The following is a 21,318-nucleotide window of genomic DNA, read 5'->3' on the forward strand; positions in this document are numbered from 1 at the left end:
AAATTTGAAAAGTGCTTGACACGAATAATTTCAATATATATAATGGTAAGGCATGCGTGAGAACGTATGCCTTATATTATTTTTTATTTTGAAAGTAGGAGGTGAAAACATGCCAACATTTAACCAGTTAGTTAGAAAGGGAAGACAGACAGTAGAGAAGAAGTCAACTGCACCAGCTCTTCAGAGAAGTTTCAACTCATTAAAGAAGAAGCCAACTGAGACAAGCTCTCCACAGAAGAGAGGAGTTTGTACAGCAGTTAAGACAGCTACTCCTAAGAAGCCTAACTCAGCTCTGAGAAAGATCGCCAGAGTTCGTTTATCAAACGGTATCGAAGTTACAAGTTATATTCCAGGTGAAGGTCACAACCTTCAGGAGCATAGCGTAGTTCTTATCCGTGGTGGTAGAGTAAAGGACTTACCTGGTACAAGATACCATATCATCAGAGGTACTCTTGATACAGCAGGTGTTGCAAAGAGACGTCAGGCTCGTTCTAAGTACGGTGCTAAGCGTCCAAAAGATGCTAAGAAGTAATTAAAACCGTATTATTGGAACATTCCAAAAAAATGTGCTGGTTAGGCCATGTTTTTGCTATGAGATAAGGTGTTGATGCATAAAATGCAGAAAACATCAGATAGATAGAAGAGATGGAAATAACAGCACGAACACATTTTATAATGTGAGTACCGAAGAATTAATAAATATTAAGGAGGGAAGAACCGTGCCACGTAAAGGACATATCGCAAAGAGAGACGTATTAGCGGATCCAATTTACAATAACAAGGTGGTTACCAAGCTTATCAACAACGTAATGTTAGATGGTAAGAAGGGTGTTGCTCAGAAGATTGTTTACGGTGCATTCGACCGTATCGCAACTGAAACTGGTAAGGACGCTATCGAGGTATTTGAAGAGGCTATGAACAACATCATGCCATTACTCGAGGTTAAGGCAAGACGTATCGGTGGTGCAACATATCAGGTACCTATCGATGTAAGACCAGATAGAAGACAGGCTCTTGGACTTCGTTGGTTAACAACATTTTCACGTGCCAGAAGTGAAAAGACCATGGAAGAAAGACTTGCAAGAGAAATCATGGATGCAGCTAATAACACAGGTGCATCTGTAAAGAGAAAAGAAGATATGCACAAGATGGCAGAAGCAAACAAGGCGTTTGCTCACTACAGATTCTAATCTGTGCTGTCTACAGAATAATAAAAGGAGGACAATCCGTTGGCTGGAAGAGAATATCCATTGGACAGAACAAGAAACATTGGTATTATGGCTCATATCGATGCTGGTAAGACAACTCTTACAGAGAGAATCTTATACTATACTGGTGTTAACTATAAAATCGGTGATACTCATGATGGTACAGCTACTATGGACTGGATGGAGCAGGAGCAGGAAAGAGGTATTACAATCACTTCCGCTGCTACAACCTGTCACTGGACATTAGAGGATCATCACAAACCAAAGGCTGGTGCTTTAGAGCACAGAATCAACATCATTGATACTCCAGGTCACGTAGACTTTACTGTAGAAGTAGAGCGTTCACTTCGTGTACTTGATGGCGCCGTTGGTGTATTCGATGCAAAGGCTGGTGTAGAGCCTCAGTCAGAAAACGTATGGCGTCAGGCTGACACATACAACGTTCCACGTATGGCATTCATCAACAAGATGGATAAAATGGGTGCTGACTTTTTCTACTCAGTTCAGACAATTATTGATCGTCTGGGCAAGAATGCAATTCCAGTTCAGATTCCTATCGGTAAAGAATCCGATTTCATCGGTCTGATCGACTTATTTGAGATGGATGCATACTATTATAAAGATGATAAGGGTGAAGACATCGAGATCACAACGATCCCTGATGACTTAAAAGAGCTTGCTGATAAATGGCATGAGAATCTTGTAGAGAAAATCTGCGAGTTAGATGATGACTTAATGATGATGTACCTTGAGGGTGAAGAGCCTTCAATCGACGAAATGAAGAAAGTTCTTCGTAGAGCAACTATTGCTTGTGAAGCAGTTCCGGTATTCCTTGGTTCCGCATACAAGAATAAGGGTGTTCAGAAGATGCTTGATGGTGTTATTGAATATATGCCAGCTCCTACAGATATCCCTGATATCACAGGTGTAGATCCTGAAGGAAATGATGTAGTTCGTCATTCATCAGATGAAGAACCATTTGCTGCATTGGCATTCAAGATCATGACAGACCCATTCGTTGGTAAGTTAGCATTCTTCAGAGTATATTCAGGTACATTGAACTCAGGTTCATATGTATTAAATGCAACAAAAGACAAGAAAGAGCGTGTAGGACGTATCGTACAGATGCATGCAAATGCTCGTAAGGAAATTGATAAGGTTTACGCTGGTGATATCGCAGCTGCTGTTGGTTTCAAAGTAACAACAACTGGTGATACAATCTGTGATGAGCAGCATCCGGTTATCCTTGAGTCAATGGAATTCCCAGAGCCAGTTATCGAGCTTGCTATCGAGCCTAAGACAAAGAATGATCAGGGTAAGATGGGCGAGGCTCTTGCAAAGCTTGCTGAAGAAGATCCTACATTCAGAGCACATACAGATAAAGAAACAGGACAGACAATCATCGCCGGTATGGGTGAGCTTCACCTTGAGGTTATTGTTGACCGTCTGCTTCGTGAGTTCAAGGTTGAGGCTAACGTAGGTGCACCTCAGGTTGCTTACAAAGAGACATTTACCAAGGCTGTTGATGTTGATAGCAAATATGCTAAGCAGTCAGGTGGTCGTGGTCAGTATGGTCACTGTAAAGTTAAGTTCGAGCCAATGGATCCAAACGGCGAAGAGACATTCAAGTTCGAATCCACAGTTGTTGGTGGTGCTATTCCTAAGGAATATATCCCAGCAGTCGGTGAAGGTATCGAAGAAGCTGCTAAGGCTGGTATTCTTGGTGGATACCCAGTACTTGGTGTCCATGCAAATGTATACGATGGTTCATACCATGAAGTCGATTCATCAGAAATGGCATTCCACATCGCTGGTTCTATGGCTTTCAAGGATGCTATGGCTAAGGCAAACCCAGTTCTTCTGGAGCCTATCATGAAGGTTGAAGTTACAATGCCTGAGGAATACTTAGGTGATGTAATCGGAAGCTTAAATGCTAAGAGAGGCCAGATCGAAGGTATGGATGATATCGGCGGTGGTAAGATCGTCAGAGCATTCGTTCCACTTGCAGAGATGTTCGGTTACTCAACAGAGCTTCGTTCATCTACACAGGGACGTGGTAACTACTCAATGTTCTTTGAGAGATACGCTCAGTGTCCAAAGAGTGTTCAGGAGAAGGTTATTGCAGAAAAGTCAAAATAATAGTTTGACAACTCAGAAAGGCATTTTGCCGTGCCTTTCGACTTAAAAGAGTAAAATAAATCATATCAGCAGGTAAAAAGGTTGAAAATCCTTGTGCCTGCTGGTATAAAGAGATAAAAAAAGGTTGAAAATCTTTTATATATTCTATATAATGAGTTTTAGCCAAGCATAGCCCTTAGGGGTACGAAATTTAAGGAGGATATTAAAAAATGGCAAAGGAAAAGTTTAATAGAAGTAAGCCACATTGTAACATTGGTACAATCGGTCACGTTGACCATGGTAAAACAACATTAACAGCAGCTATCACAAAAGTTCTTTCAGAGAGAGTAGCTGGTAACGCAGCTGTTGATTTCGCTAACATTGATAAGGCTCCAGAAGAGAGAGAAAGAGGTATCACTATCTCTACAGCTCACGTTGAGTACGAGACAGAGAAGAGACATTATGCTCACGTTGACTGTCCAGGACATGCTGACTACGTTAAGAACATGATCACTGGTGCAGCTCAGATGGATGGTGCTATCCTTGTTGTTGCTGCTACTGATGGTGTTATGGCTCAGACAAAGGAGCACATCTTACTTTCACGTCAGGTTGGTGTACCTTACATCGTTGTATTCTTAAATAAGTGCGATATGGTTGATGATGACGAGCTTATCGAACTTGTAGAGATGGAAGTTACAGAACAGCTCGAAGAGTACGGATTCAATGATTGCCCAATCGTTAAGGGTTCAGCTCTTAAGGCTCTTGAAGATCCAATGGGACCTTGGGGAGATAAGATTATGGAACTTATGGATACAATAGATTCATACATTCCAGATCCTCAGAGAGATACAGATAAGCCATTCATCATGCCTGTAGAGGATGTATTCACAATCACAGGTCGTGGTACAGTTGCTACCGGTAGAGTAGAAGCTGGTGTTATCCACTTAAATGATGAAGTTGAAATCGTTGGTATTAAGCCAGAAATCCAGAAGACAACTGTAACAGGTATCGAGATGTTCAGAAAGCTCCTTGATGAAGGACAGGCTGGTGATAACATCGGTGCTCTTCTTCGTGGTATCAAGAGAGAAGATATCGTAAGAGGTCAGGTTCTTTGTAAGCCAGGTTCAATCACATGTCATACAAAGTTCACAGCTCAGGTTTACGTTCTTACTAAGGACGAGGGTGGTCGTCATACACCATTCTTCAACAACTACCGTCCACAGTTCTACTTCAGAACAACTGACGTAACAGGTGTTTGTAACCTTCCAGCAGGTACAGAGATGTGCATGCCTGGTGATAACGTAGAAATGACAATCGAACTGATTCACCCAATCGCTATGAGCCAGGGTCTTACATTCGCTATTCGTGAAGGTGGCCGTACAGTAGGATCAGGACGTGTTGCTACAATTATCGAGTAATCACTGACTAATATATATTGAGTATCGCAAGGTACATGTGTCCAAACGTAAGATACCCCGGAACCGTAAGGTTTCCGGGGTTTTTCTGTTGTGTAAAAAGTTTAAAATAGGGCTGTAAAGAATAGCGAATAAATTAAAAACAGGCAGGTATGGGAAGAAAATGAAAATCTTCGCATATCTGCCTGTGATACTGTTATGATACTATTTCTGTTCGTTATTGGAAAATTTCTGTGCTAGAAGTTCATCTCGTTTACGGATTCGTGTCTCAAAATCCAGTTCTTCAATTTCTTTATGGGTAACAGGTTTGGAAGTGTAGTATTCCAACGTCTGCTTTTTCCACATATCAAACATATCTTTACCTGTGAAATAAGATTCCAGGCTTTCTCTGTTCTCCTGCAGATCAGCAAGAAAATTACACATATCTGCGTTTAAAGAGTGTTCCGGATCATTTCCATAAAAGCGAAGTCCGGCATACCATTTCTGTGTTTCTGTTTCTATATCACCGGGAAGTTTATTATTTATATCCAGTTCATACCGGAGTTCATTGGATTCATTCATCTGCAGTAAAACCCAAAGAATATCGCTGAGAGTAGAAATCTGTACTTTATTTTCAGATAATCCAAATAACCAGTCCAGTGAGACATGAAATTTCTGAGCAATAGTCAATAACACATCATTAGAGGGAGTAACTACACCATTTTCATAACTGGATAAAGTTGACTGACGTATACCGATAGCTGCAGAAAAGTTTTTCTGATTCATCTTCAGATCAGTTCGCAGCTCTTTTATTTTTTCTGAAATAGATGATTCCTGCATATTATCCACCTCCTTAAAAGCTATGATTAGTATATCACAAATGATAAAAATCAACAATATAGAAAAATATCATTTAAACAGATAAAAATTATTGACAATGATTATTTAAAATGATATAGTATCAGTGAAAATGATAATTATAGACAAGGAGGAAATGATATGCGGAGACAGAACTATATGATTACAGCGGAAGAAGTTGCAGAGAGCATGGGGATTTCACTTGGATATGCTTACAAGCTGCTTCGCAAACTGAACAAAGAGCTTGCAGATCAGGGATATGTAACCGTTGCGGGCAAGATACCGAGGGCATTCTGGGAAAAGAAATTTTATGGATATTCCCAGATTGCAATGTAAGGGGGTGAGAAAGTATGGCAGCATACAAAGATGAAGAAAGAGGAACCTGGTATGTTTCATTTTATTATGAGGACTGGACAGGAGCCAAAAAGCGAAAAGTAAAAAGAGGATTCCGCACTAAGAAAGAAGCATTAAATTTTGAAGCGGAGTATAAAAGAACAGCGAAAGCAGACATGGATATGACAATGGGAGAGTTTGTAGAAGTCTACTTCCGAGACAAGTCTCAGTCATTGAAGGACAGGAGTATCAAGAACAAAAGAGATACGATGAATGCTCAACTGTTACCGTATTTTAAGGACAGACCGATGAACAGTATCACACCAGCAGAGATTATCCAGTGGCAGAATACGATTATTGAAAAAGGATATTCAGATGATTATCTGAAAACAATACAGAATCAGATGACGGCATTGTTTAATCATGCGAAGAATATCTACAATCTGGCAGATAATCCCTGTGACAAAGTAAAACGTATGGGAAAGACTTCAAAAAAGAAAATGAAGTTTTGGACAATTGAAGAATATCGGCAGTTTATGACCGGAATAGAACCGGGAAGCAAATATTATGTGCTGTTTGAATTATTATTCTGGACAGGAGCGAGAGAAGGCGAAGCACTCAGCATTACACCTGCTGACATTGATTTTGAAAGGAATCTACTTCATATCAATAAAACTTACTACCGTATGCATGGAGAGGACGTGATTACATCTCCCAAAACAGAAGAATCGAACCGCACGATTTCCATACCGGAATTTCTGAAAAAAGAGATTCAGGACTATATTAGCAGACTGTATGAGTTGCCCGAAGATGAACGGATTTTTCCAATGGTTCATGAAGCGGTACAGCATAAGTTAAAACAGGTGGTTCAAAAGACCGGAGTAAAAAAGATAAGAGTACACGACATTCGTCACAGTCATGCGGCATTTCTGATTAATAAGGGAGTGCCACCATTGATGATTAAAGAAAGGTTTGGACATACGGACATTCGCATTACATTGAATACTTATGGGCACTTATATCCAGATCAGCAGAAAGTGGTGGCAGATATGCTGGATGATGAAAATATAAAAAGCTCCGGAAGTACGAACAACCGGAGCAATGTGACAAATGGGGACGAATCCACAAATGTCAACCCTAGACAAGTTGATTATAGCAGGGATTCTTCCAGAGAACAACAGAGAATTGGCGAGAACAGTTGGGAAAATGGAGGAATTTATGGAACAGAGAAATGAGAATAAAACAGAATTGAAAATGATAAAGATGTCAGATGTCCAGTCCCAGACAGTGGACTGGCTCTGGTATCCATTTATCCCTTATGGGAAATTAACGATCATTCAGGGTGATCCGGGCGATGGAAAAACTACGCTGATATTAAATATTGCAGCGAGATTGTCTAAAGGAGAAGGTCTGGATAACGATATGAAAGTAACAGAACCAGTAAATATTATTTATCAGACAGCGGAAGATGGGCTGGCAGATACGGTAAAACCCAGACTGGAGCTGGCAGAAGCGGTCTGTGAAAGAATCATGGTTATAGATGAAACAGAAAAATCACTTTCCATGATAGATGAGAGACTGGAAACTGCTATCAAACGGACTGGTGCGAGAGTGCTTATTTTAGATCCGATTCAGGCATACCTTGGAGGAACAATGGATATGAACCGGGCAAATGAAGCAAGGGATATGACAAAAAGATTGAGCTTGCTGGCAGAAAAGTATAAATGTGCAATTTTATTAATCGGACATATGAATAAAGCTGGTGGAAATAAAGCTGCATATAGAGGAATGGGTTCGATTGACTTTTTTGCAGTAGCCAGAAGCGTATTACTGGTAGGAAGAATAGAGGGAGAAACGGACTTAAGAGCAGTGGTTCAGATTAAAAATAATCTGGCTGCATTTGGACATTCCAAAGCATTTCGCCTGACAGAAACCGGATTTGAGTGGATAGGTGACTATGAAATCACAGCAGATGAGGTGCTTGGTGGAATTGCGCCAAAGGTAAATAAACTGGAACAGGCAAAAAAGATGCTGAGGGAACTGGCAGAAACATCAACTTCTGTGCAAAGCAGTGAAATCTTTGATATGGCAGAAGATTTGAATATTTCTAAAAGAACACTGGAAAATGCAAAAAAGGAACTTGGAATTAAGGCAAGACGAATCGGTAATTCCTGGTATTGGGATTTAAATAAAGTTAAGCCGGAATAAATTAAGGGTGCAACATTGCAGAGTATATAGAAAATGCGGAATTAAAATGCAAGGTTGCAATCTGTAAAGACATTGCAGTGTTGCGTCCTTACATAAATTGTAAGAAGGTGAGAACTTGAAAAACGTTATGATTCCAGAGGAGTTATTTGGAAAGATTATAAAATATCATTTACTGGATCAGGAACAGGAAGCAGATGATATAAGAAAAGGTTTGGAGAAAAAGCTGGATGCAATGGTAAATCGTGAGGTATACAGTAAATCCAAAACTGCACCAACAGAAGAAGAACGGGAAAAGTTCCGGCAGGAGTATCTGGACAGAAAAGGAATGCAAGAGAGCTTTCGATGGTAACAGTTCGTGTTGATTACCTTTTTACAGGAGCGTGTCACGCCCCTGTGAGAAGTAAACAAGGAGAAAGTTGGTAAGGTGCAGACGGAAAACTATGGCTGGAATGTGAGATTACTGTAAATTTGATAGTTGTGAAGAAGGGAGAAAGATATGATGAAACAGGGAAGATTAGGATATAACAGCAGTAATGACAGATATGGATTGTTGGCATCAGACTTATGGATTGATACGGGATTTCACTGTGGAGAAGGTCTTGAGGTGCTGGTTGATGATAAGTGGGTACGGACAAGAATGGAGATGAATCCGGCAAGAGAATGGTATCTGGTGGGAACATCATATTGCGGAGATCTGGAATATGTACAGGCAAGAATACCGGAATAATTTGATTGGATAGCCCCCGGCAGGGCGCAAGGGTACTTTTGATGGACGGTACGGCTGTCGAAAGTGCTTTTGCGTTACTTTTGACAAAAGTAACAAAACCGCCGTATCCGGCGAAAATTTCTTAATATCGCCATGACTGGCGTAAATAAAAATTATGTGTCATATCTGGCACTTGCTCAGAGAAGAGGTGAGAAATATTATGATAAAACGAACAATTAGCGGTATGATTGGGAAAGGCTCTCTGGCTCATAACAGGAGAGAGTTTTTCGCAGAGAATGTAGAACCGGACAGAGTACAATTAAATATTTGTTACCAGAATGAAAATCTGAAGGAAGTCTATAAAGAGTTATTTGATGATGCTGTGGGGAGATACAACATCGGAAAAAGAAAAGATCGGCAGATTACAAGTTACTATGAAAAAATCCGGCAGGGAAAACAGGAAAAATTGTTCCATGAAGTGATTTTCCAGATTGGAAATCGAGAAGATATGGCTGTCGGAACAGCAGAAGGAGGTCAGGCTGTAAAAGTACTGGATGAGTATGTAAAGGACTTCCAGAAACGGAATCCAACGCTACGGGTATTTGGGTGTTATCTACATCAGGATGAGTCTACTCCACATTTACATATTGATTTTATTCCTTATGTGACTGATTGGAAAGGAAAAGGAATGGACACTAGAGTTTCGTTGAAACAGGCATTAAAAAGTCTTGGATTTCAAGGTGGAAATAAGCATGATACAGAGTTGAACCAGTGGATGAACCATGAAAAAAAGGTTCTGGCAGGGATTGCAAAACAACATGGCATTGAATGGGAACAGAAAGGTACTCATGAGGAACATTTGGATGTTTATAACTTCAAGAAGAAAGAGCGAAAAAAGGAAGTACAGGAGCTGGAGCAGGAGAAAGAGTATCTAACTGCAGAAAATGAAGAACTGACAGCACAGATTGCGGAATCCAGAGCAGATATCCAGATTTTAAAAGACGATAAGGAACAGGCAATTAGGGAGAAGCAAGAAGCAGAACAAAGGGCAGAGGACGCAGAGAAAGAACTAAAAAGTCTGGAAGATCGTCGGAATGTGCTACAACCAATCATGGATAATGCCAGTAAGGAAATAAAAGAATATGGAATGATTAAGACGTTTTTACCGGAGGCAGGAACATTTGAACGTGCAGTACCTTACAGGGAAAATAAAATCAAACCATTGTTTATCAAGATGAAGAATCAGATTGCTGCATTAGCTGGAAAGGTTGTAGAACTTAACAAAACGGTAGAAAGCTGGAAAAACAAATATCAAAAATCTGCGGAGAAATGTGTTGATATTCAGAAGCAGTTAGATGATGTGCGTAAAGAAAATGGAAAATTATCAAATGATAATCAACGTTTACAAGAGAACTCGGATAGATATGACAGAGTGGTGCGTATTCTGGGAACGGAAGCTGTAGAGGATGTGGTGCAGCAGGATATTAAAGAACAAAAGGAATTGGAAGAGCAGCGTCGAATGGAACAAATGCCAAAGGGAAGCGTTCTGAAACAGTTGGAATGGGCAACTCAAAAGAGGCAGATGGAAAATCAACAGCATAAAAAGAACAAAACAAAATATAGAGGATTGGAGATTTAATGCTATGAAAAAACAGATTTATGATGAGAAAAACGGAATGAGTTATACGTTGCATGGAGATTACTATTTGCCGGATCTGGTTTTGAACGAAGCAGAACCGACATATGGAAAATATGGAATGTTACGAAAGCAGTTCTTAAAAGAACACAGATCAGCAAGGTATCAGTATCTGTTATTGACTGGAAAACTGAATGAACATCTGAATCAGATAGATCAGGAAGCCAGAGAACAGGTGGAAATGCTTATGAAACAGATGGCAGAAAAAAAGGGTGTAACTGAAGAATTAAAGGTACAGGATCAGATGAAGTGGGTTAGGTTAATGAATAATATAAAAGTTAGTGCAGAAGAGATTATATTGAAAAACATGGTATATGTGTGAGATCGTCCTTTTACACTTTTGTATATATTAGAATAGCACTTTAGAAAGCACTATGGTAAAATAAAGTGAAGGTAAATCGAAAGTTACCGAATTAAGTTAATCGTGCCGTATGGCTTGATTATCAAAACAAAGATAAAAACGCAACGTGCATCTTTAATGTGCCAGAGCCGGTAGGTAGCCCGGCCGTCCTATATAAATAGGGTAAGTAACCTGCCCCTCCGGGTTGTCCATTCTTTGTTCAATAAATTTCAGGAGGGATTTTTATGGACAAAGTAAATGGAAAACTGACGGTATATTTTGAAGAACCATTTTGGGTAGGCATATTTGAGCATATTGAAGATGGTAAATTATCTGTGGCAAAGGTAACGTTTGGCGTAGAACCAAAAGATTATGAAGTGCAGGAATATATTCAAAAATACTATTTCGGTTTGAAATTCAGTCCGGCTGTTGAAGCTATTGTAAAGGATATAAAAAGAAATCCGAAACGGATGCAGCGTTCAGCAAAAAAGCAGATGCTGGAAACTGGCATTAGTACAAAATCACAACTGGCGTTGAAATTACAGCAGGAACAGAACAAGCATGAGCGTAAAGAGAGAAGCCGAAAGAAAAAAGAAGCGGAAGAACAGCGAATGTTTGAACTAAAACAGCTAAAGAAAAGAGAAAAGCATAAGGGACATTAAAAGTCCCTTGGGCTTTTTCTCAAATCGGGAGTTGTAGTAAAGGAGGTTTACAATGGGGTTTTGGATTTTTATGTTGATTATGGATTTGCTTCTTCCATTTACGATGATTGGTTTTGGAAGATATTTTATGAAAAAGGCTCCAAAGGAAATAAATTCAGTATTTGGATATCGGACTTCGATGTCTATGAAGAACAAAGACACATGGGAATTTGCTCATAAATATTGTGGTAAAGTCTGGTATGTCTGTGGAATGGTTATGTTGCCGATAACAGTAATATTCATGCTTTTAGTGATTGGAAAAAATGAAGATTGTGTTGGGAGTATAGGAGGGATTATCTGTGGTGTTCAACTTATTCCTTTAATTGGGTCTATTCTCCCAACAGAAATAGCATTAAAAAAGAATTTTGATAAGAATGGAACAAGACGATAAATTCAAGTTTGTGGAATCGACTGAAAGGAAGCATTATATGTTCTATATTTATATTATTTTTGATTTTGCAATGGCAGTAATTATGCTTTTATTTGGAATATGGTTTTATAGGTCAAAAGGACAAGCATCCAACTTCTTGTCTGGTTATAATATGAAATCTGCAGAAGAACGAAAAAAATATGATGAAAATGCTATGTGTAAGGCATATGGGAAAAGAATGATGTTTATGTCAATTCCTTTTATTGCTGGAATGATTATAGATATTTGGCATATAGGAATCGGTTGTTTAATTGCATGGGTGATATGGTTTGTTATGTTTATTCTGCTGCTTATGGATAGACATAAAAGAGAAGGTTAATTTATAGAGGAATAGAATGCTTTTGGGGTGAAAATACCGTTTATTTGTTTTAGACATACGATGTCCGGTTGAAAATTAGCGGATTCTCGTTTTATGTCGTGGTAATTTTGATACATATTGGTAAGCTGTAAGTGGAAGAGAGGTAGAGACATGGACACAAAAAAGATTGGAGCTTTTTTAAAGCAATGTCGTAAAGAAAAGAATCTTACACAAGAGCAGCTTGCTGAAAAGTTTGGAGTATCTGCAAGAACAGTTTCCAGATGGGAAACAGGAATAAATATGCCAGATCTCAGTATACTTGTTCAACTTGCTGAGTATTACGATGTTGAGATGAGAGAGCTCCTGGATGGAGAAAGGAGCCAGACTATGAATAAAGAGATGAAAGAAACATTGGACAAAGTTGCGGTGTATGAAGAATGGGTGAAACAAAAAGCATTAAAGGCTGGAAATCTTGCATTTGCATCAATGTTTGTGATTAGTGTGTTAGCGATTATTATTCAGATGTTATTAACTGTGGATATTCGCTTGGTTTTAGGAGAGACAGCAACTGCTTTGGTAGGAGGAATTCTGTATGCTTCTATTATGGTGTACAATGGAATATGGGATAAATGTTTGCCCAAAAGTGCTACTATATGGCGCGATTTTTTCACCAGTGTGATATGTGCAGGAATTTTTACAGTCATCTATGGCATATGTTTATTTAGAATGGGAGCTACAGAAACACAGGTAACACGATTAGCATTGGGATTTCTGATTGGTATTACTATTGTGGCATTTATTGTTCTTAGGCTCTTGGCATTTATTAATCGAAAAAGAAACCAGAATTCGTCAAATGTTCCGGAGAAAAAGGAAACTTCCCTATCTAAGGCAGAATGGACAAAAATTTATAATGCACAGAATATAGTAGAGACAGAACAACTTGTAGAAATGTTAAAGCAAAATGGAATAGCAGCTTTTTCGCAGGAAGCAGGTGCGAATGTTGCAATGCATGGGGCACTAGGATTTGGAATATATGGTGTGGATATATTCGTGAAAACCGATGATGCAGAGAAGGCAGTACAGTTGATCAAGGAGATTAATAACCAAGAATGAAGAAAATTTTTGACATTTTCACACATGCGTGCTAATATAATTATAGAGAAAGAGTGCTACCGATAGACGGTTAGTCCGATATATGTTTTGACAAAAATTGCCGCTTAGTTTACCAGACCAGGGCGGCTATTTTTGTGGTTTATTATTATCCTTGCCAAAGGTATATCCAAGACCAAAGCAGGTTAAGCCGAAGCTCACTACTGCTATAAAATCAACAATACTCATGGCTTAGCCCTCCTTTCCAGTGGATTCTCTTTCGAGTTTCTATGTAATCAGAGGGTCACAGTCCCTCTGATGAAGGACTAACCGCCTACCGTTATGATAGCACCCATGTTTCGATTATAACAGTCAAGGTGGGAATCTGCAACCGGAAAGTTGATGACCCATAAAAATCTGACTGTGATACTATTTTGATACTAAAAAATGAAAAGAACAGAAATATAGCGTAGAAATCTTATAACACAGGATAATAAAGACACGAAAATTACAGAAAATAATGAGATTCTAAGAACCTCACAAACGTGAAGGCGGACGTACAGTAGGTTCAGGAAGAGTTGCTTCTATCATCGAGTAATCTACGCGTAAGTAACGAGAAGATTAGATAAATAAAAAATATCCGGAGAGTGTTTACACTCTTCCGGGTATTTTTTTGTTTATCGATTAGCAGCAATATTGACAATGAAATTACCGGTATGTTATTTTGTAGATGCAAACAATTGGGTGGGCTTATAAGCAAGCCCTGTGCAGCAGAAAAGGAGATATCAATGAAGAAAATCTTGATTACCGGTGGAACCACATTTGTCAGTAAGTATGCAGCAAAGTATTTTGTAGAGCATGGATATGAGGTCTATGTAGTGAACCGTAATTCAAAACCGCAGGTTAAGGGCGTGACGCTGATTGAAAGCGACAGGCATAATTTAGGGGATAAGCTGAAGAATCTGCATTTTGATGTTGTTGCCGACATAACCGCTTATGATGCACAAGACATAATTGATTTACATAATTCGCTGGACTCTTTTGATCAATATATAATGATTAGTTCCAGTGCGGTATATCCGGAGTATGGTGTACAGCCATTTCCTGAGGATTCTGAAAGAGCAGTAAATAAATTCTGGGGAAAATATGGAACAGATAAGATCGAAGCAGAAAATGCACTGTTGGAGAGAGTCCCGGATGCTTATATTTTAAGACCGCCATATTTATATGGTTCTATGGACAACGTCTATCGGGAGGCGTTTGTATTTGACTGTGCAATGGCAGACAGAAAATTTTATTTGCCGGAAGCCGGTGAGATGAAATTACAGTTTTTCCATGTGGAAGATTTGTGTAGGCTGATGGAAGTAATAATTACAAAGTGCCCAACGGATCATATTTTGAATGTCGGAAATGAAAAGTCAATATCGATAAGAGACTGGGTTATCAAATGTTATGCTTGCTTTGATAAAGTGCCGGAATTCGTATCTGTACCGGAAACAGTAGAGCAGAGAAATTATTTCAGCTTTTATAATTATGAATACTGTCTTGATGTGACCCGGCAGAAGAAGATATATCCGGAGACGATGTCAATGGATGCCGGGTTACAGGAGGCTGCAAATTGGTATATAGAGCATGAAGGTGAGGTAAACAAGAAGCCATATTGGAAGTATATTGATACCAATTTGGTATAAAGGTAATTGACATAATAAGATGACAAGCGTGTGTATCGGGAAGGAAATTACGATGAAAATAATAGAAGTAACGGATCTGAATCGTCCGGAACTGGCGGTTTATGCGGAGCTTTCGGAACGGCAGCTTGCAACAATTTATGAACCGGAGGAAGGATTGTTTATTACCGAGAGTCCGAAGGTGATCGAGCGGGCATTAGATGGTGGATATGAACCGGTGTCTTTTCTGGCAGAAAAGGGACAGCTTGCAGAGGCTGAGGAGATTCTGGATCGGATGGAGGATGTCCCAATCTATGTTGCACCGGATGAGATATTGACGAAGCTTACCGGTTACCATCTGACAAGGGGGCTCTGGTGCACGATGCGCCGCAGGACATTGCCAACGATAGAGGAGGTATGTCAGGGAGCGAAGCGGATCGCTATTTTGGAAGAAGTGGTCAATCCGACAAATGTGGGAGCATTGTTCCGCTGTGCCGCAGCACTTGGTATGGATGCAGTGATATTGACCGGTGGCTGCAGTGATCCTCTTTACAGACGTGCAAGTCGTGTGAGTATGGGAACAGTATTCCAGATTCCGTGGACAATGTTGTCAAAGAAGGATGGTGTCTGGCCGGAGCAGGCAATGAAGACATTGAAAGAAATGGGCTTTAAGACGGCGGCAATGGCACTCCGAGAAGATAGTGTAGGAATTGATGATCCGCAGTTAAATAGTGAGGAAAAGCTGGCAATTGTGCTCGGTACAGAGGGCGATGGGCTGGCCGGAGATACGATAGCTGACTGCGATTATACGGTTATGATTCCGATGGCACATGGTGTAGATTCACTTAACGTAGCGGCGGCAGGAGCGGTAGCTTTCTGGCAGCTGGGACATCAGCGGCAGGAGTAGTATCCGTTTGTAAAGATTGTGCGTCGACGACAGGAAAGGGTGGTCTTCTGGCAGTTGAGATACCGCTGACAGGAATAAATAGTATTCATCTGGAAAGTTATAGCATCAGTCGCAGAAAGTTGCAGCCCGCAAGAAAACATGCTGGGAATATATTGATGCCAATTTGGTAAAATAATAAATTGACAAATAATAAGATGGCAGTATAATGATTGGTAGCACTGAATTGGTGCTACCAATTTCTTTTATATGAAAAAGTATAGTTCAAACGAAAAAGGATAAAAAATGTAGAGAGGATATTTGAATGAAGTATATTAGACAGTTTTTAATCATTCTTGCAATTTCATTTATCGGGGAACTGCTCAAATATGTATTACCTTTGCCGATTCCTGCCAGTATTTATGGAATGGCGATTTTATTTGTATGCCTGATGACTGGATGGATCAAGTTAGAGGCAGTGAAAGAGACAGGGAAATTTTTAATTGAGATCATGCCATTGATGTTCATTCCTGCCGGTGTTGGTCTGATGGTTAGCTGGGGAACGCTGAAGCCGGTGCTGATTCCGGTATGTGTGATCACGGTCGTTACGATCATTACGGTTATGGCGATGACAGGCAGACTGTCACAGTGGATCATCAGAAAGGATAGGAAGAAAGAGGAACAAGAGGATGCATGATTTTTTTGAAAACTCCCTGTTTGCGGGAGTTACACTTAGCCTGATCTCATATTTGATCGGGTCAATATTAAAGAAGAAATTCAAACTGGGAATATTTAATCCGTTGCTGATCTCGATTGTAGTTACCATCCTGGTACTGGTTGTGAGCAAGGTGGATTATGATACTTATAATGAAGGCGCCCAATATTTAAGCTGGCTGTTGACCCCTGCAACCGTATGTCTGGCGATCCCGCTCTATGAACAGTGGGAACTGCTGAAGCATAACTGTAAGGCGGTTATGGCAGGTCTTGTTGCCGGTGTGGTGACAAGTCTTTGTACGGTGTTTGTATTGTCAAAGATCATGGGACTTACACATGAGGATTATGTAACGATGCTTCCGAAGTCTATCACGACTGCGATCGGTATGGGTGTTTCAGAAGAACTGGGTGGATATGTAACGATTACGGTTGCGGTTATTATCGTAACGGGTGTTCTTGGAAATATATTTGGTGAATTAGTGTGCAAGATTTTTCGAATCACCGAACCGATATCAAAGGGTCTGGCATTTGGATCTGCATCTCATGCGATCGGAACGGCAAAGGCGATCGAGATCGGTGAAGTGGAAGGTGCAATGAGCAGTCTGGCGATTGCGGTTTCCGGTATTCTTACGGTTGTGCTTTCGTCGTTATTTGCGCATTTTATGTAAATATATATGCTGCTTATAAAATGCAAGGATTTATTTCGAATTTACAGATCGGATATAGAAATAATGAAGTTAGTTGATAATCTCATAGGCGGGTATCCGCTGGTAGCAGATATCAAAATATAGAAATAACGAAATTTATTGATAGTCAGGGAGACGAGTATGGAAAAACAACATGTTACATCAGAATATGAAAAAGCAATTCAATATATTTACAGCCTGATGCAGGACGGAACCTTGCAGAACGGAAGCAAGCTTCCAACCGAACGTACGATAGCGGAAACGTTAGGAATCGGAAGAAATTCGACCAGGGAGGCACTCAGTATCCTGCATGGCATGGGAATGATCGAACGCGTACAGGGATCGGGAAATTATATATCAAAAAATGCCGGAGAGTCGATCCGTCAGATGCTTATGATGATGCTGGCACTTGGCAGTATCACGAAATCCGAGGTCTGTGAGTTCCGTTGTACAATGGAAAAGTCTGTATGCAGTATGCTGATCGAGAAAGGAATACCATTTGAGTGTCAGGTGCTTCTGGAGGATAATCTGGCAAGGATGGAGCAGGCGGATGGTTCCGAACTGGTTAGCGTGGATAAGGAATTTCATGAATTGCTGATCCGGGCAACAGAGAATGAACTATTTTCGATGATCATGGAGGCGGTTATGATCGTTTATCGGGAATGGATCGATCTGGTGCTGCGCCGTGTGAATACAAAAGAAAAGGCAAACTTGCTTAATTATCACAAGCAGATCTATAATAGTGTATTAGAACGTGATGAAGCAGCCATGAAAGCGGCGGTAGATGGGCATTATCATCTGATCAGCCAGATGCTTGCATTGTAGGTGAGTAGAGGTAATATATAAGAAGGAGGTAAGAGAGTATGATCGTAACACTTGGAAGACAATGTGGATGTGCCGGAGATGAAGTTGGGAAAAAATTATCGGAGCTGTTAGGGATTCCCTTTTATACGAAGCCAGAGCTGATCGCGCTTGCAAAAGAAAAGAAAATTTATGAAAAGTATCCAATGTATTTTGGTGAGCAGCCGGTAAATGCGATGATCAGTTCGGTTGCGGATGATTTCTGTCCGAGGAATCAGTATGATACACCGAAACGGGCATTGTCAGCAATGTTTGGAGGACAGAGTTTTATCATTATAGGACGTGCTTCGAATTATGCCTACCGGGATGATAAGGATGCTGTCCGGGTGTTTCTGTGCGGAGATAAGAAGCAGCGGGCGCATCATATCGCGGGAAAGCATAAGATCTCGGAGCGAAAGGCTATAGCGCTTGTTGAAAAGACAGATGAGAAACGGCGTGGTTATCACAGATATTATACCGGAGAAGAATGGGGCTATGCAGAGAATTATGATCTGTGTATAGACGCGGTACGACTGGGTGTTGATAAGACGGCGGAATTGATCGCAGACTATGTAAAGCATGTTGGAGGAAGATAAATGACAACGAGAGAAGAAGCGCTGGCATATGGACTGTCTTTTCCTGATACATATCAGCAGGCGCCGTTTCATGATCCGAACTGGCAACTGGTGCGTGTGAAAGGAAGCAAGAAGGTATTCCTGTGGACATATGAGAGAGACGGATATATTAATCTGAATGTAAAGGTCGATCCTGAATGGCGGGATTTCTGGCGGAGCGCATTTGACGCGGTGATACCGGGCTGGCATCAGAATAAGGAGCACTGGAATACGATCATTCTGGATGGAAGTATTCCGGATCAGGATGTGAAACGGATGATCGCAGAGAGTTATGATCTGGTGACAACCAGTCCATCAAAGAGAATCTATGAGGCGGTGAAAAAGATTCCTGCCGGAAAGGTTGCAACCTATGGTCAGATCGCGGAGCTTGCCGGGGATAAGAAGATGGCGCGTGCAGTGGGAAACGCGCTTCATAAGAATCCGGATCCGGAGCACATTCCCTGCTTTCGTGTGGTAAATGCAAAGGGTGAATTATCCGGAGCATTTGCATTCGGCGGAAAGAATGTACAGGCAGATCGATTGACGGCAGATGGAGTTACAGTTGTCGATGGACGGGTGGATATGGAGAGATTTGGAATAAAGATCTTAGATGGAGAAATCATATAAAGTGAAAAATGATTTATATGCAGGAAATGACCGTTCAAATACAAAGGTTATTTGAAACAGAAAACAAGTCATTTTTGCAAGACTACTGTACAGGCAAGGGGGAGGCAGTATATAATATATCCGTAATTCCAACATGGGGATTTAAATGAGGTTTGGGATACATATATAACCAGAGACTTGTCGGGGGCGATAGTCTCTGGTTTTTTTGTTTGGGATGCATATTTTACGGAGTGGAAGTTAATTATTTTGTAATTCCGTTTGAATGTGTAAGATTTGTAGGCAATTCTTTATTTGAAAGGAAATAAAAATGTCAGAATATCAGTATGTAGAGCATGAATTTGCTCCGGTATATAATGAAGAATCACAGGTGCTGGTTCTTGGCAGTCTGCCATCGGTGAAATCCAGAGAGCAGGGCTTCTACTACGGACATCCGAGAAACCGTTTTTGGAAGGTTGTGGCAGCTGTACTTGGTGTACCGGAACCCTTGACGATAGAAGAGAAAAAACGGATGCTGCTTGCCGGTCATGTGGCGGTCTATGATGTGATCCGGGCTTGTGAGATCATCGGTTCCAGTGACAGCAGTATCCGAAATGTTGTTCCTGCAGATATTAAAAGCATTGTAGCACATACACCGATCCGGGCAGTTTTTACAAATGGTAAGACTGCCGGCAGATTATACAAAAAATATCAGGCAGAACATATCGCTCTTCCAATGATCGAACTGCCATCGACAAGCCCGGCAAATGCAGCGTTTTCGCTGGAACGACTGGAAGAAATATGGAAATTGGAGATTGGTAAATATTTGTAAAAGTATTTTACAATAGTGATGTTGACATATAAAAAGAACAGTATTTTACATTAATTATACACAACTTTACAGATTCATCAGATGATTTTACCTGTGTATGATAGCGGGCGTTTTTTCTAATTGATAAACTTATATTATAAAAAGTAATGATGAACGAAAGAGAGAAAGAAAATGAATGAAAATGTGATCGAACAGCCGGTTGCAGCTATGTATATGGTATCCAAAGAATTGAATCGTCTGGCAGGTTTTACGACAGAAATGTTGTTTGGTCTTAAATCAACAATTATGAGTAATCGATCCGAAGAAAGTCAACAGAAGTTTACAGAGAAGCTTCAATATGAAACAGTTCCTTCTGCAGGGCTTTTCTCACATCCTGAATTATGTAGATTGTTTTTTCTCATGCCATTAGTTTATTTTTAATTTTACAAAATTCTGGTGGGTGTGGTATAGTAAGGATAACTTTTTTTCTGATGAACAATAGACGTGGAGGTTACAAGGAAATGTCTCAGATAACGAAACGTGCGTTGGAAGCATCACTGAAGAAGCTTCTTACAAAGAAACCGCTTGATAAGATAACGATAACGGATATCACGGAAGACTGCGGCATCAACCGAATGACATTTTACTATCATTTTAAAGATATCTATGATCTGGTAGAGTGGGTGTGTGTGGAGGATGCAACGAGGATACTGGGTGAGAATAAAACCTATGATACCTGGCAGGAAGGCTTCCTTCGTATCTTTGAAGCGGTGAGCGAGAATAAGACATTTATGATGAATGCATATCATTCGATCAGCAGAGATCAGGTAGAAAAATATCTGTACAGTCTGACGTATGATCTGATGATCAAGGTCATCGAAGATAAGGCGAAGAATATGCAGGTGCGGGATGAAGATAAGAAGTTCATTGCTGATTTTTACAAATGCTCCTTTGTCGGTGTGTTGCTTGAATGGATTGAGAATGGCATGAAGCAGGATCCACATGTGGTCGTGGATAAGATGGGACTGGTGATGCATGATAATATTACCAGAGCACTGGAAGCATTTCGGACGGATGTCTTTCACAAAAAAACAGAGAGCTGACAGATACATTGAAAAAAC

General features: G+C 40.3%; 26 protein-coding genes. 25 read left to right on the forward strand and 1 reads right to left on the reverse strand.

What is annotated here, in order from left to right:
• Positions 1 to 109 precede the first annotated feature (109 nt).
• From rpsL to tuf, 4 genes are all read left to right on the forward strand, one after another.
• On the forward strand, positions 110 to 532 hold the full coding sequence (gene rpsL / locus CLOL250_RS08885) for a 30S ribosomal protein S12 (RefSeq protein ID WP_044945751.1): 423 nt from the start codon (positions 110 to 112) through the stop codon (positions 530 to 532).
• A 187-nt stretch (positions 533 to 719) separates the two neighbouring features.
• Complete coding sequence (gene rpsG, locus CLOL250_RS08890; protein WP_044945754.1) at positions 720 to 1,190, forward strand: 30S ribosomal protein S7; 471 nt, start codon at positions 720 to 722, stop codon at positions 1,188 to 1,190.
• Between the two features lie 39 nt (positions 1,191 to 1,229).
• The gene (fusA, locus tag CLOL250_RS08895; RefSeq protein ID WP_084770701.1) at positions 1,230 to 3,347 is read left to right on the forward strand and encodes an elongation factor G; all 2,118 of its coding nucleotides are present in this window, start codon (positions 1,230 to 1,232) and stop codon (positions 3,345 to 3,347) included.
• A 209-nt stretch (positions 3,348 to 3,556) separates the two neighbouring features.
• The gene (gene tuf, locus CLOL250_RS08900; RefSeq protein WP_008402040.1) at positions 3,557 to 4,744 is read left to right on the forward strand and encodes an elongation factor Tu; all 1,188 of its coding nucleotides are present in this window, start codon (positions 3,557 to 3,559) and stop codon (positions 4,742 to 4,744) included.
• A 201-nt stretch (positions 4,745 to 4,945) separates the two neighbouring features.
• Here tuf and CLOL250_RS08905 read toward each other — a convergent pair whose 3' ends face one another.
• Entirely contained in the window at positions 4,946 to 5,560 is a 615-nt protein-coding gene (locus CLOL250_RS08905) for a helix-turn-helix domain-containing protein (protein WP_044945756.1), read from the reverse strand.
• A gap of 159 nt (positions 5,561 to 5,719) precedes the next feature.
• Here CLOL250_RS08905 and CLOL250_RS08910 point away from each other — a divergent pair, with 159 nt between their 5' ends.
• The 21 genes from CLOL250_RS08910 to CLOL250_RS09010 all read left to right on the forward strand — a co-directional run bounded on the left by CLOL250_RS08910 (position 5,720) and on the right by CLOL250_RS09010 (position 21,300).
• On the forward strand, positions 5,720 to 5,914 hold the full coding sequence (locus CLOL250_RS08910) for a hypothetical protein (protein WP_044945759.1): 195 nt from the start codon (positions 5,720 to 5,722) through the stop codon (positions 5,912 to 5,914).
• 14 nt (positions 5,915 to 5,928) lie between these two features.
• A complete protein-coding gene (locus CLOL250_RS08915) occupies positions 5,929 to 7,146 on the forward strand; it encodes a site-specific integrase (protein WP_008402044.1) in 1,218 nt (405 codons plus the stop codon).
• A complete protein-coding gene (locus tag CLOL250_RS08920; RefSeq protein ID WP_044945763.1) occupies positions 7,130 to 8,119 on the forward strand; it encodes an AAA family ATPase in 990 nt (329 codons plus the stop codon). Before CLOL250_RS08915 ends, CLOL250_RS08920 begins: the two co-directional genes overlap by 17 nt.
• Before the next feature lie 115 nt (positions 8,120 to 8,234).
• Positions 8,235 to 8,468: a complexin-2 gene (locus CLOL250_RS08925; protein ID WP_330412578.1), complete on the forward strand. Its 234-nt coding sequence runs from the start codon at positions 8,235 to 8,237 to the stop codon at positions 8,466 to 8,468.
• A 147-nt stretch (positions 8,469 to 8,615) separates the two neighbouring features.
• A complete protein-coding gene (locus tag CLOL250_RS08930) occupies positions 8,616 to 8,846 on the forward strand; it encodes a DUF5348 domain-containing protein (RefSeq protein WP_008402047.1) in 231 nt (76 codons plus the stop codon).
• A 199-nt stretch (positions 8,847 to 9,045) separates the two neighbouring features.
• Positions 9,046 to 10,464, forward strand: coding sequence for a plasmid recombination protein (locus tag CLOL250_RS08935; RefSeq protein ID WP_342413218.1), 1,419 nt, complete (start codon positions 9,046 to 9,048; stop codon positions 10,462 to 10,464).
• Between the two features lie 4 nt (positions 10,465 to 10,468).
• The gene (locus CLOL250_RS08940; RefSeq protein WP_008402049.1) at positions 10,469 to 10,843 is read left to right on the forward strand and encodes a TnpV protein; all 375 of its coding nucleotides are present in this window, start codon (positions 10,469 to 10,471) and stop codon (positions 10,841 to 10,843) included.
• A 263-nt stretch (positions 10,844 to 11,106) separates the two neighbouring features.
• The gene (locus CLOL250_RS08945) at positions 11,107 to 11,523 is read left to right on the forward strand and encodes a YjdF family protein (RefSeq protein ID WP_008402050.1); all 417 of its coding nucleotides are present in this window, start codon (positions 11,107 to 11,109) and stop codon (positions 11,521 to 11,523) included.
• Positions 11,524 to 11,575: 52 nt separating this feature from the next.
• Positions 11,576 to 11,953 (forward strand): SdpI family protein, encoded by a 378-nt coding sequence (locus CLOL250_RS08950; RefSeq protein ID WP_003864540.1) that lies wholly within the window; start codon positions 11,576 to 11,578, stop codon positions 11,951 to 11,953.
• Entirely contained in the window at positions 11,937 to 12,311 is a 375-nt protein-coding gene (locus CLOL250_RS08955) for a DUF3784 domain-containing protein (RefSeq protein ID WP_008402051.1), read from the forward strand. The genes CLOL250_RS08950 and CLOL250_RS08955 overlap by 17 nt, the downstream gene beginning before the upstream one ends.
• A gap of 150 nt (positions 12,312 to 12,461) precedes the next feature.
• A complete protein-coding gene (locus CLOL250_RS08960; protein WP_008402053.1) occupies positions 12,462 to 13,403 on the forward strand; it encodes a helix-turn-helix domain-containing protein in 942 nt (313 codons plus the stop codon).
• Between the two features lie 764 nt (positions 13,404 to 14,167).
• Positions 14,168 to 15,070: an NAD-dependent epimerase/dehydratase family protein gene (locus CLOL250_RS08965; RefSeq protein ID WP_044945768.1), complete on the forward strand. Its 903-nt coding sequence runs from the start codon at positions 14,168 to 14,170 to the stop codon at positions 15,068 to 15,070.
• Between the two features lie 52 nt (positions 15,071 to 15,122).
• On the forward strand, positions 15,123 to 15,953 hold the full coding sequence (locus CLOL250_RS08970) for a TrmH family RNA methyltransferase (RefSeq protein WP_044945770.1): 831 nt from the start codon (positions 15,123 to 15,125) through the stop codon (positions 15,951 to 15,953).
• Between the two features lie 301 nt (positions 15,954 to 16,254).
• Positions 16,255 to 16,626, forward strand: a complete 372-nt coding sequence (locus tag CLOL250_RS08975; protein ID WP_008402058.1) for a CidA/LrgA family protein — start codon at positions 16,255 to 16,257, stop codon at positions 16,624 to 16,626.
• A complete protein-coding gene (locus CLOL250_RS08980; RefSeq protein ID WP_008402059.1) occupies positions 16,619 to 17,311 on the forward strand; it encodes an LrgB family protein in 693 nt (230 codons plus the stop codon). The genes CLOL250_RS08975 and CLOL250_RS08980 overlap by 8 nt, the downstream gene beginning before the upstream one ends.
• 159 nt (positions 17,312 to 17,470) lie before the next feature.
• Entirely contained in the window at positions 17,471 to 18,154 is a 684-nt protein-coding gene (locus tag CLOL250_RS08985) for a FadR/GntR family transcriptional regulator (protein WP_008402061.1), read from the forward strand.
• A gap of 38 nt (positions 18,155 to 18,192) precedes the next feature.
• Positions 18,193 to 18,765: a cytidylate kinase-like family protein gene (locus tag CLOL250_RS08990; protein ID WP_008402062.1), complete on the forward strand. Its 573-nt coding sequence runs from the start codon at positions 18,193 to 18,195 to the stop codon at positions 18,763 to 18,765.
• Positions 18,766 to 19,410 carry a methylated-DNA--[protein]-cysteine S-methyltransferase gene (locus tag CLOL250_RS08995; protein ID WP_008402063.1) on the forward strand — a complete coding sequence of 215 codons (645 nt, stop codon included), beginning with the start codon at positions 18,766 to 18,768 and terminating at the stop codon, positions 19,408 to 19,410. It begins immediately after the preceding gene.
• Between the two features lie 307 nt (positions 19,411 to 19,717).
• Entirely contained in the window at positions 19,718 to 20,218 is a 501-nt protein-coding gene (locus tag CLOL250_RS09000) for a DNA-deoxyinosine glycosylase (RefSeq protein WP_008402065.1), read from the forward strand.
• A gap of 171 nt (positions 20,219 to 20,389) precedes the next feature.
• Entirely contained in the window at positions 20,390 to 20,638 is a 249-nt protein-coding gene (locus tag CLOL250_RS09005; RefSeq protein ID WP_008402066.1) for a hypothetical protein, read from the forward strand.
• Positions 20,639 to 20,718: 80 nt separating this feature from the next.
• A complete protein-coding gene (locus CLOL250_RS09010; protein WP_044945775.1) occupies positions 20,719 to 21,300 on the forward strand; it encodes a TetR-like C-terminal domain-containing protein in 582 nt (193 codons plus the stop codon).
• Positions 21,301 to 21,318 lie beyond the last annotated feature (18 nt).

This window comes from Clostridium sp. L2-50, from assembly GCF_000154245.1.
Classification (GTDB): Bacteria; Bacillota; Clostridia; order Lachnospirales; family Lachnospiraceae; genus Coprococcus.

Bases quoted from the DNA above. Each gene is read 5' to 3' on its own strand.
- rpsL (WP_044945751.1), top strand. From the start codon at position 110: ATGCCAACATTTAACCAGTTAGTTAGAAAGGGAAGACAGACAGTAGAG.
- tuf (WP_008402040.1), top strand. From the start codon at position 3,557: ATGGCAAAGGAAAAGTTTAATAGAAGTAAGCCACATTGTAACATTGGT.
- CLOL250_RS08905 (WP_044945756.1), bottom strand. From the start codon at position 5,560: ATGCAGGAATCATCTATTTCAGAAAAAATAAAAGAGCTGCGAACTGAT.
- CLOL250_RS08910 (WP_044945759.1), top strand. From the start codon at position 5,720: ATGCGGAGACAGAACTATATGATTACAGCGGAAGAAGTTGCAGAGAGC.
- CLOL250_RS08915 (WP_008402044.1), top strand. From the start codon at position 5,929: ATGGCAGCATACAAAGATGAAGAAAGAGGAACCTGGTATGTTTCATTT.
- CLOL250_RS08920 (WP_044945763.1), top strand. From the start codon at position 7,130: ATGGAACAGAGAAATGAGAATAAAACAGAATTGAAAATGATAAAGATG.
- CLOL250_RS08930 (WP_008402047.1), top strand. From the start codon at position 8,616: ATGATGAAACAGGGAAGATTAGGATATAACAGCAGTAATGACAGATAT.
- CLOL250_RS08935 (WP_342413218.1), top strand. From the start codon at position 9,046: ATGATAAAACGAACAATTAGCGGTATGATTGGGAAAGGCTCTCTGGCT.
- CLOL250_RS08940 (WP_008402049.1), top strand. From the start codon at position 10,469: ATGAAAAAACAGATTTATGATGAGAAAAACGGAATGAGTTATACGTTG.
- CLOL250_RS08945 (WP_008402050.1), top strand. From the start codon at position 11,107: ATGGACAAAGTAAATGGAAAACTGACGGTATATTTTGAAGAACCATTT.
- CLOL250_RS08950 (WP_003864540.1), top strand. From the start codon at position 11,576: ATGGGGTTTTGGATTTTTATGTTGATTATGGATTTGCTTCTTCCATTT.
- CLOL250_RS08955 (WP_008402051.1), top strand. From the start codon at position 11,937: ATGGAACAAGACGATAAATTCAAGTTTGTGGAATCGACTGAAAGGAAG.
- CLOL250_RS08960 (WP_008402053.1), top strand. From the start codon at position 12,462: ATGGACACAAAAAAGATTGGAGCTTTTTTAAAGCAATGTCGTAAAGAA.
- CLOL250_RS08965 (WP_044945768.1), top strand. From the start codon at position 14,168: ATGAAGAAAATCTTGATTACCGGTGGAACCACATTTGTCAGTAAGTAT.
- CLOL250_RS08970 (WP_044945770.1), top strand. From the start codon at position 15,123: ATGAAAATAATAGAAGTAACGGATCTGAATCGTCCGGAACTGGCGGTT.
- CLOL250_RS08975 (WP_008402058.1), top strand. From the start codon at position 16,255: ATGAAGTATATTAGACAGTTTTTAATCATTCTTGCAATTTCATTTATC.
- CLOL250_RS08980 (WP_008402059.1), top strand. From the start codon at position 16,619: ATGCATGATTTTTTTGAAAACTCCCTGTTTGCGGGAGTTACACTTAGC.
- CLOL250_RS08985 (WP_008402061.1), top strand. From the start codon at position 17,471: ATGGAAAAACAACATGTTACATCAGAATATGAAAAAGCAATTCAATAT.
- CLOL250_RS08990 (WP_008402062.1), top strand. From the start codon at position 18,193: ATGATCGTAACACTTGGAAGACAATGTGGATGTGCCGGAGATGAAGTT.
- CLOL250_RS08995 (WP_008402063.1), top strand. From the start codon at position 18,766: ATGACAACGAGAGAAGAAGCGCTGGCATATGGACTGTCTTTTCCTGAT.
- CLOL250_RS09000 (WP_008402065.1), top strand. From the start codon at position 19,718: ATGTCAGAATATCAGTATGTAGAGCATGAATTTGCTCCGGTATATAAT.
- CLOL250_RS09005 (WP_008402066.1), top strand. From the start codon at position 20,390: ATGAATGAAAATGTGATCGAACAGCCGGTTGCAGCTATGTATATGGTA.
- CLOL250_RS09010 (WP_044945775.1), top strand. From the start codon at position 20,719: ATGTCTCAGATAACGAAACGTGCGTTGGAAGCATCACTGAAGAAGCTT.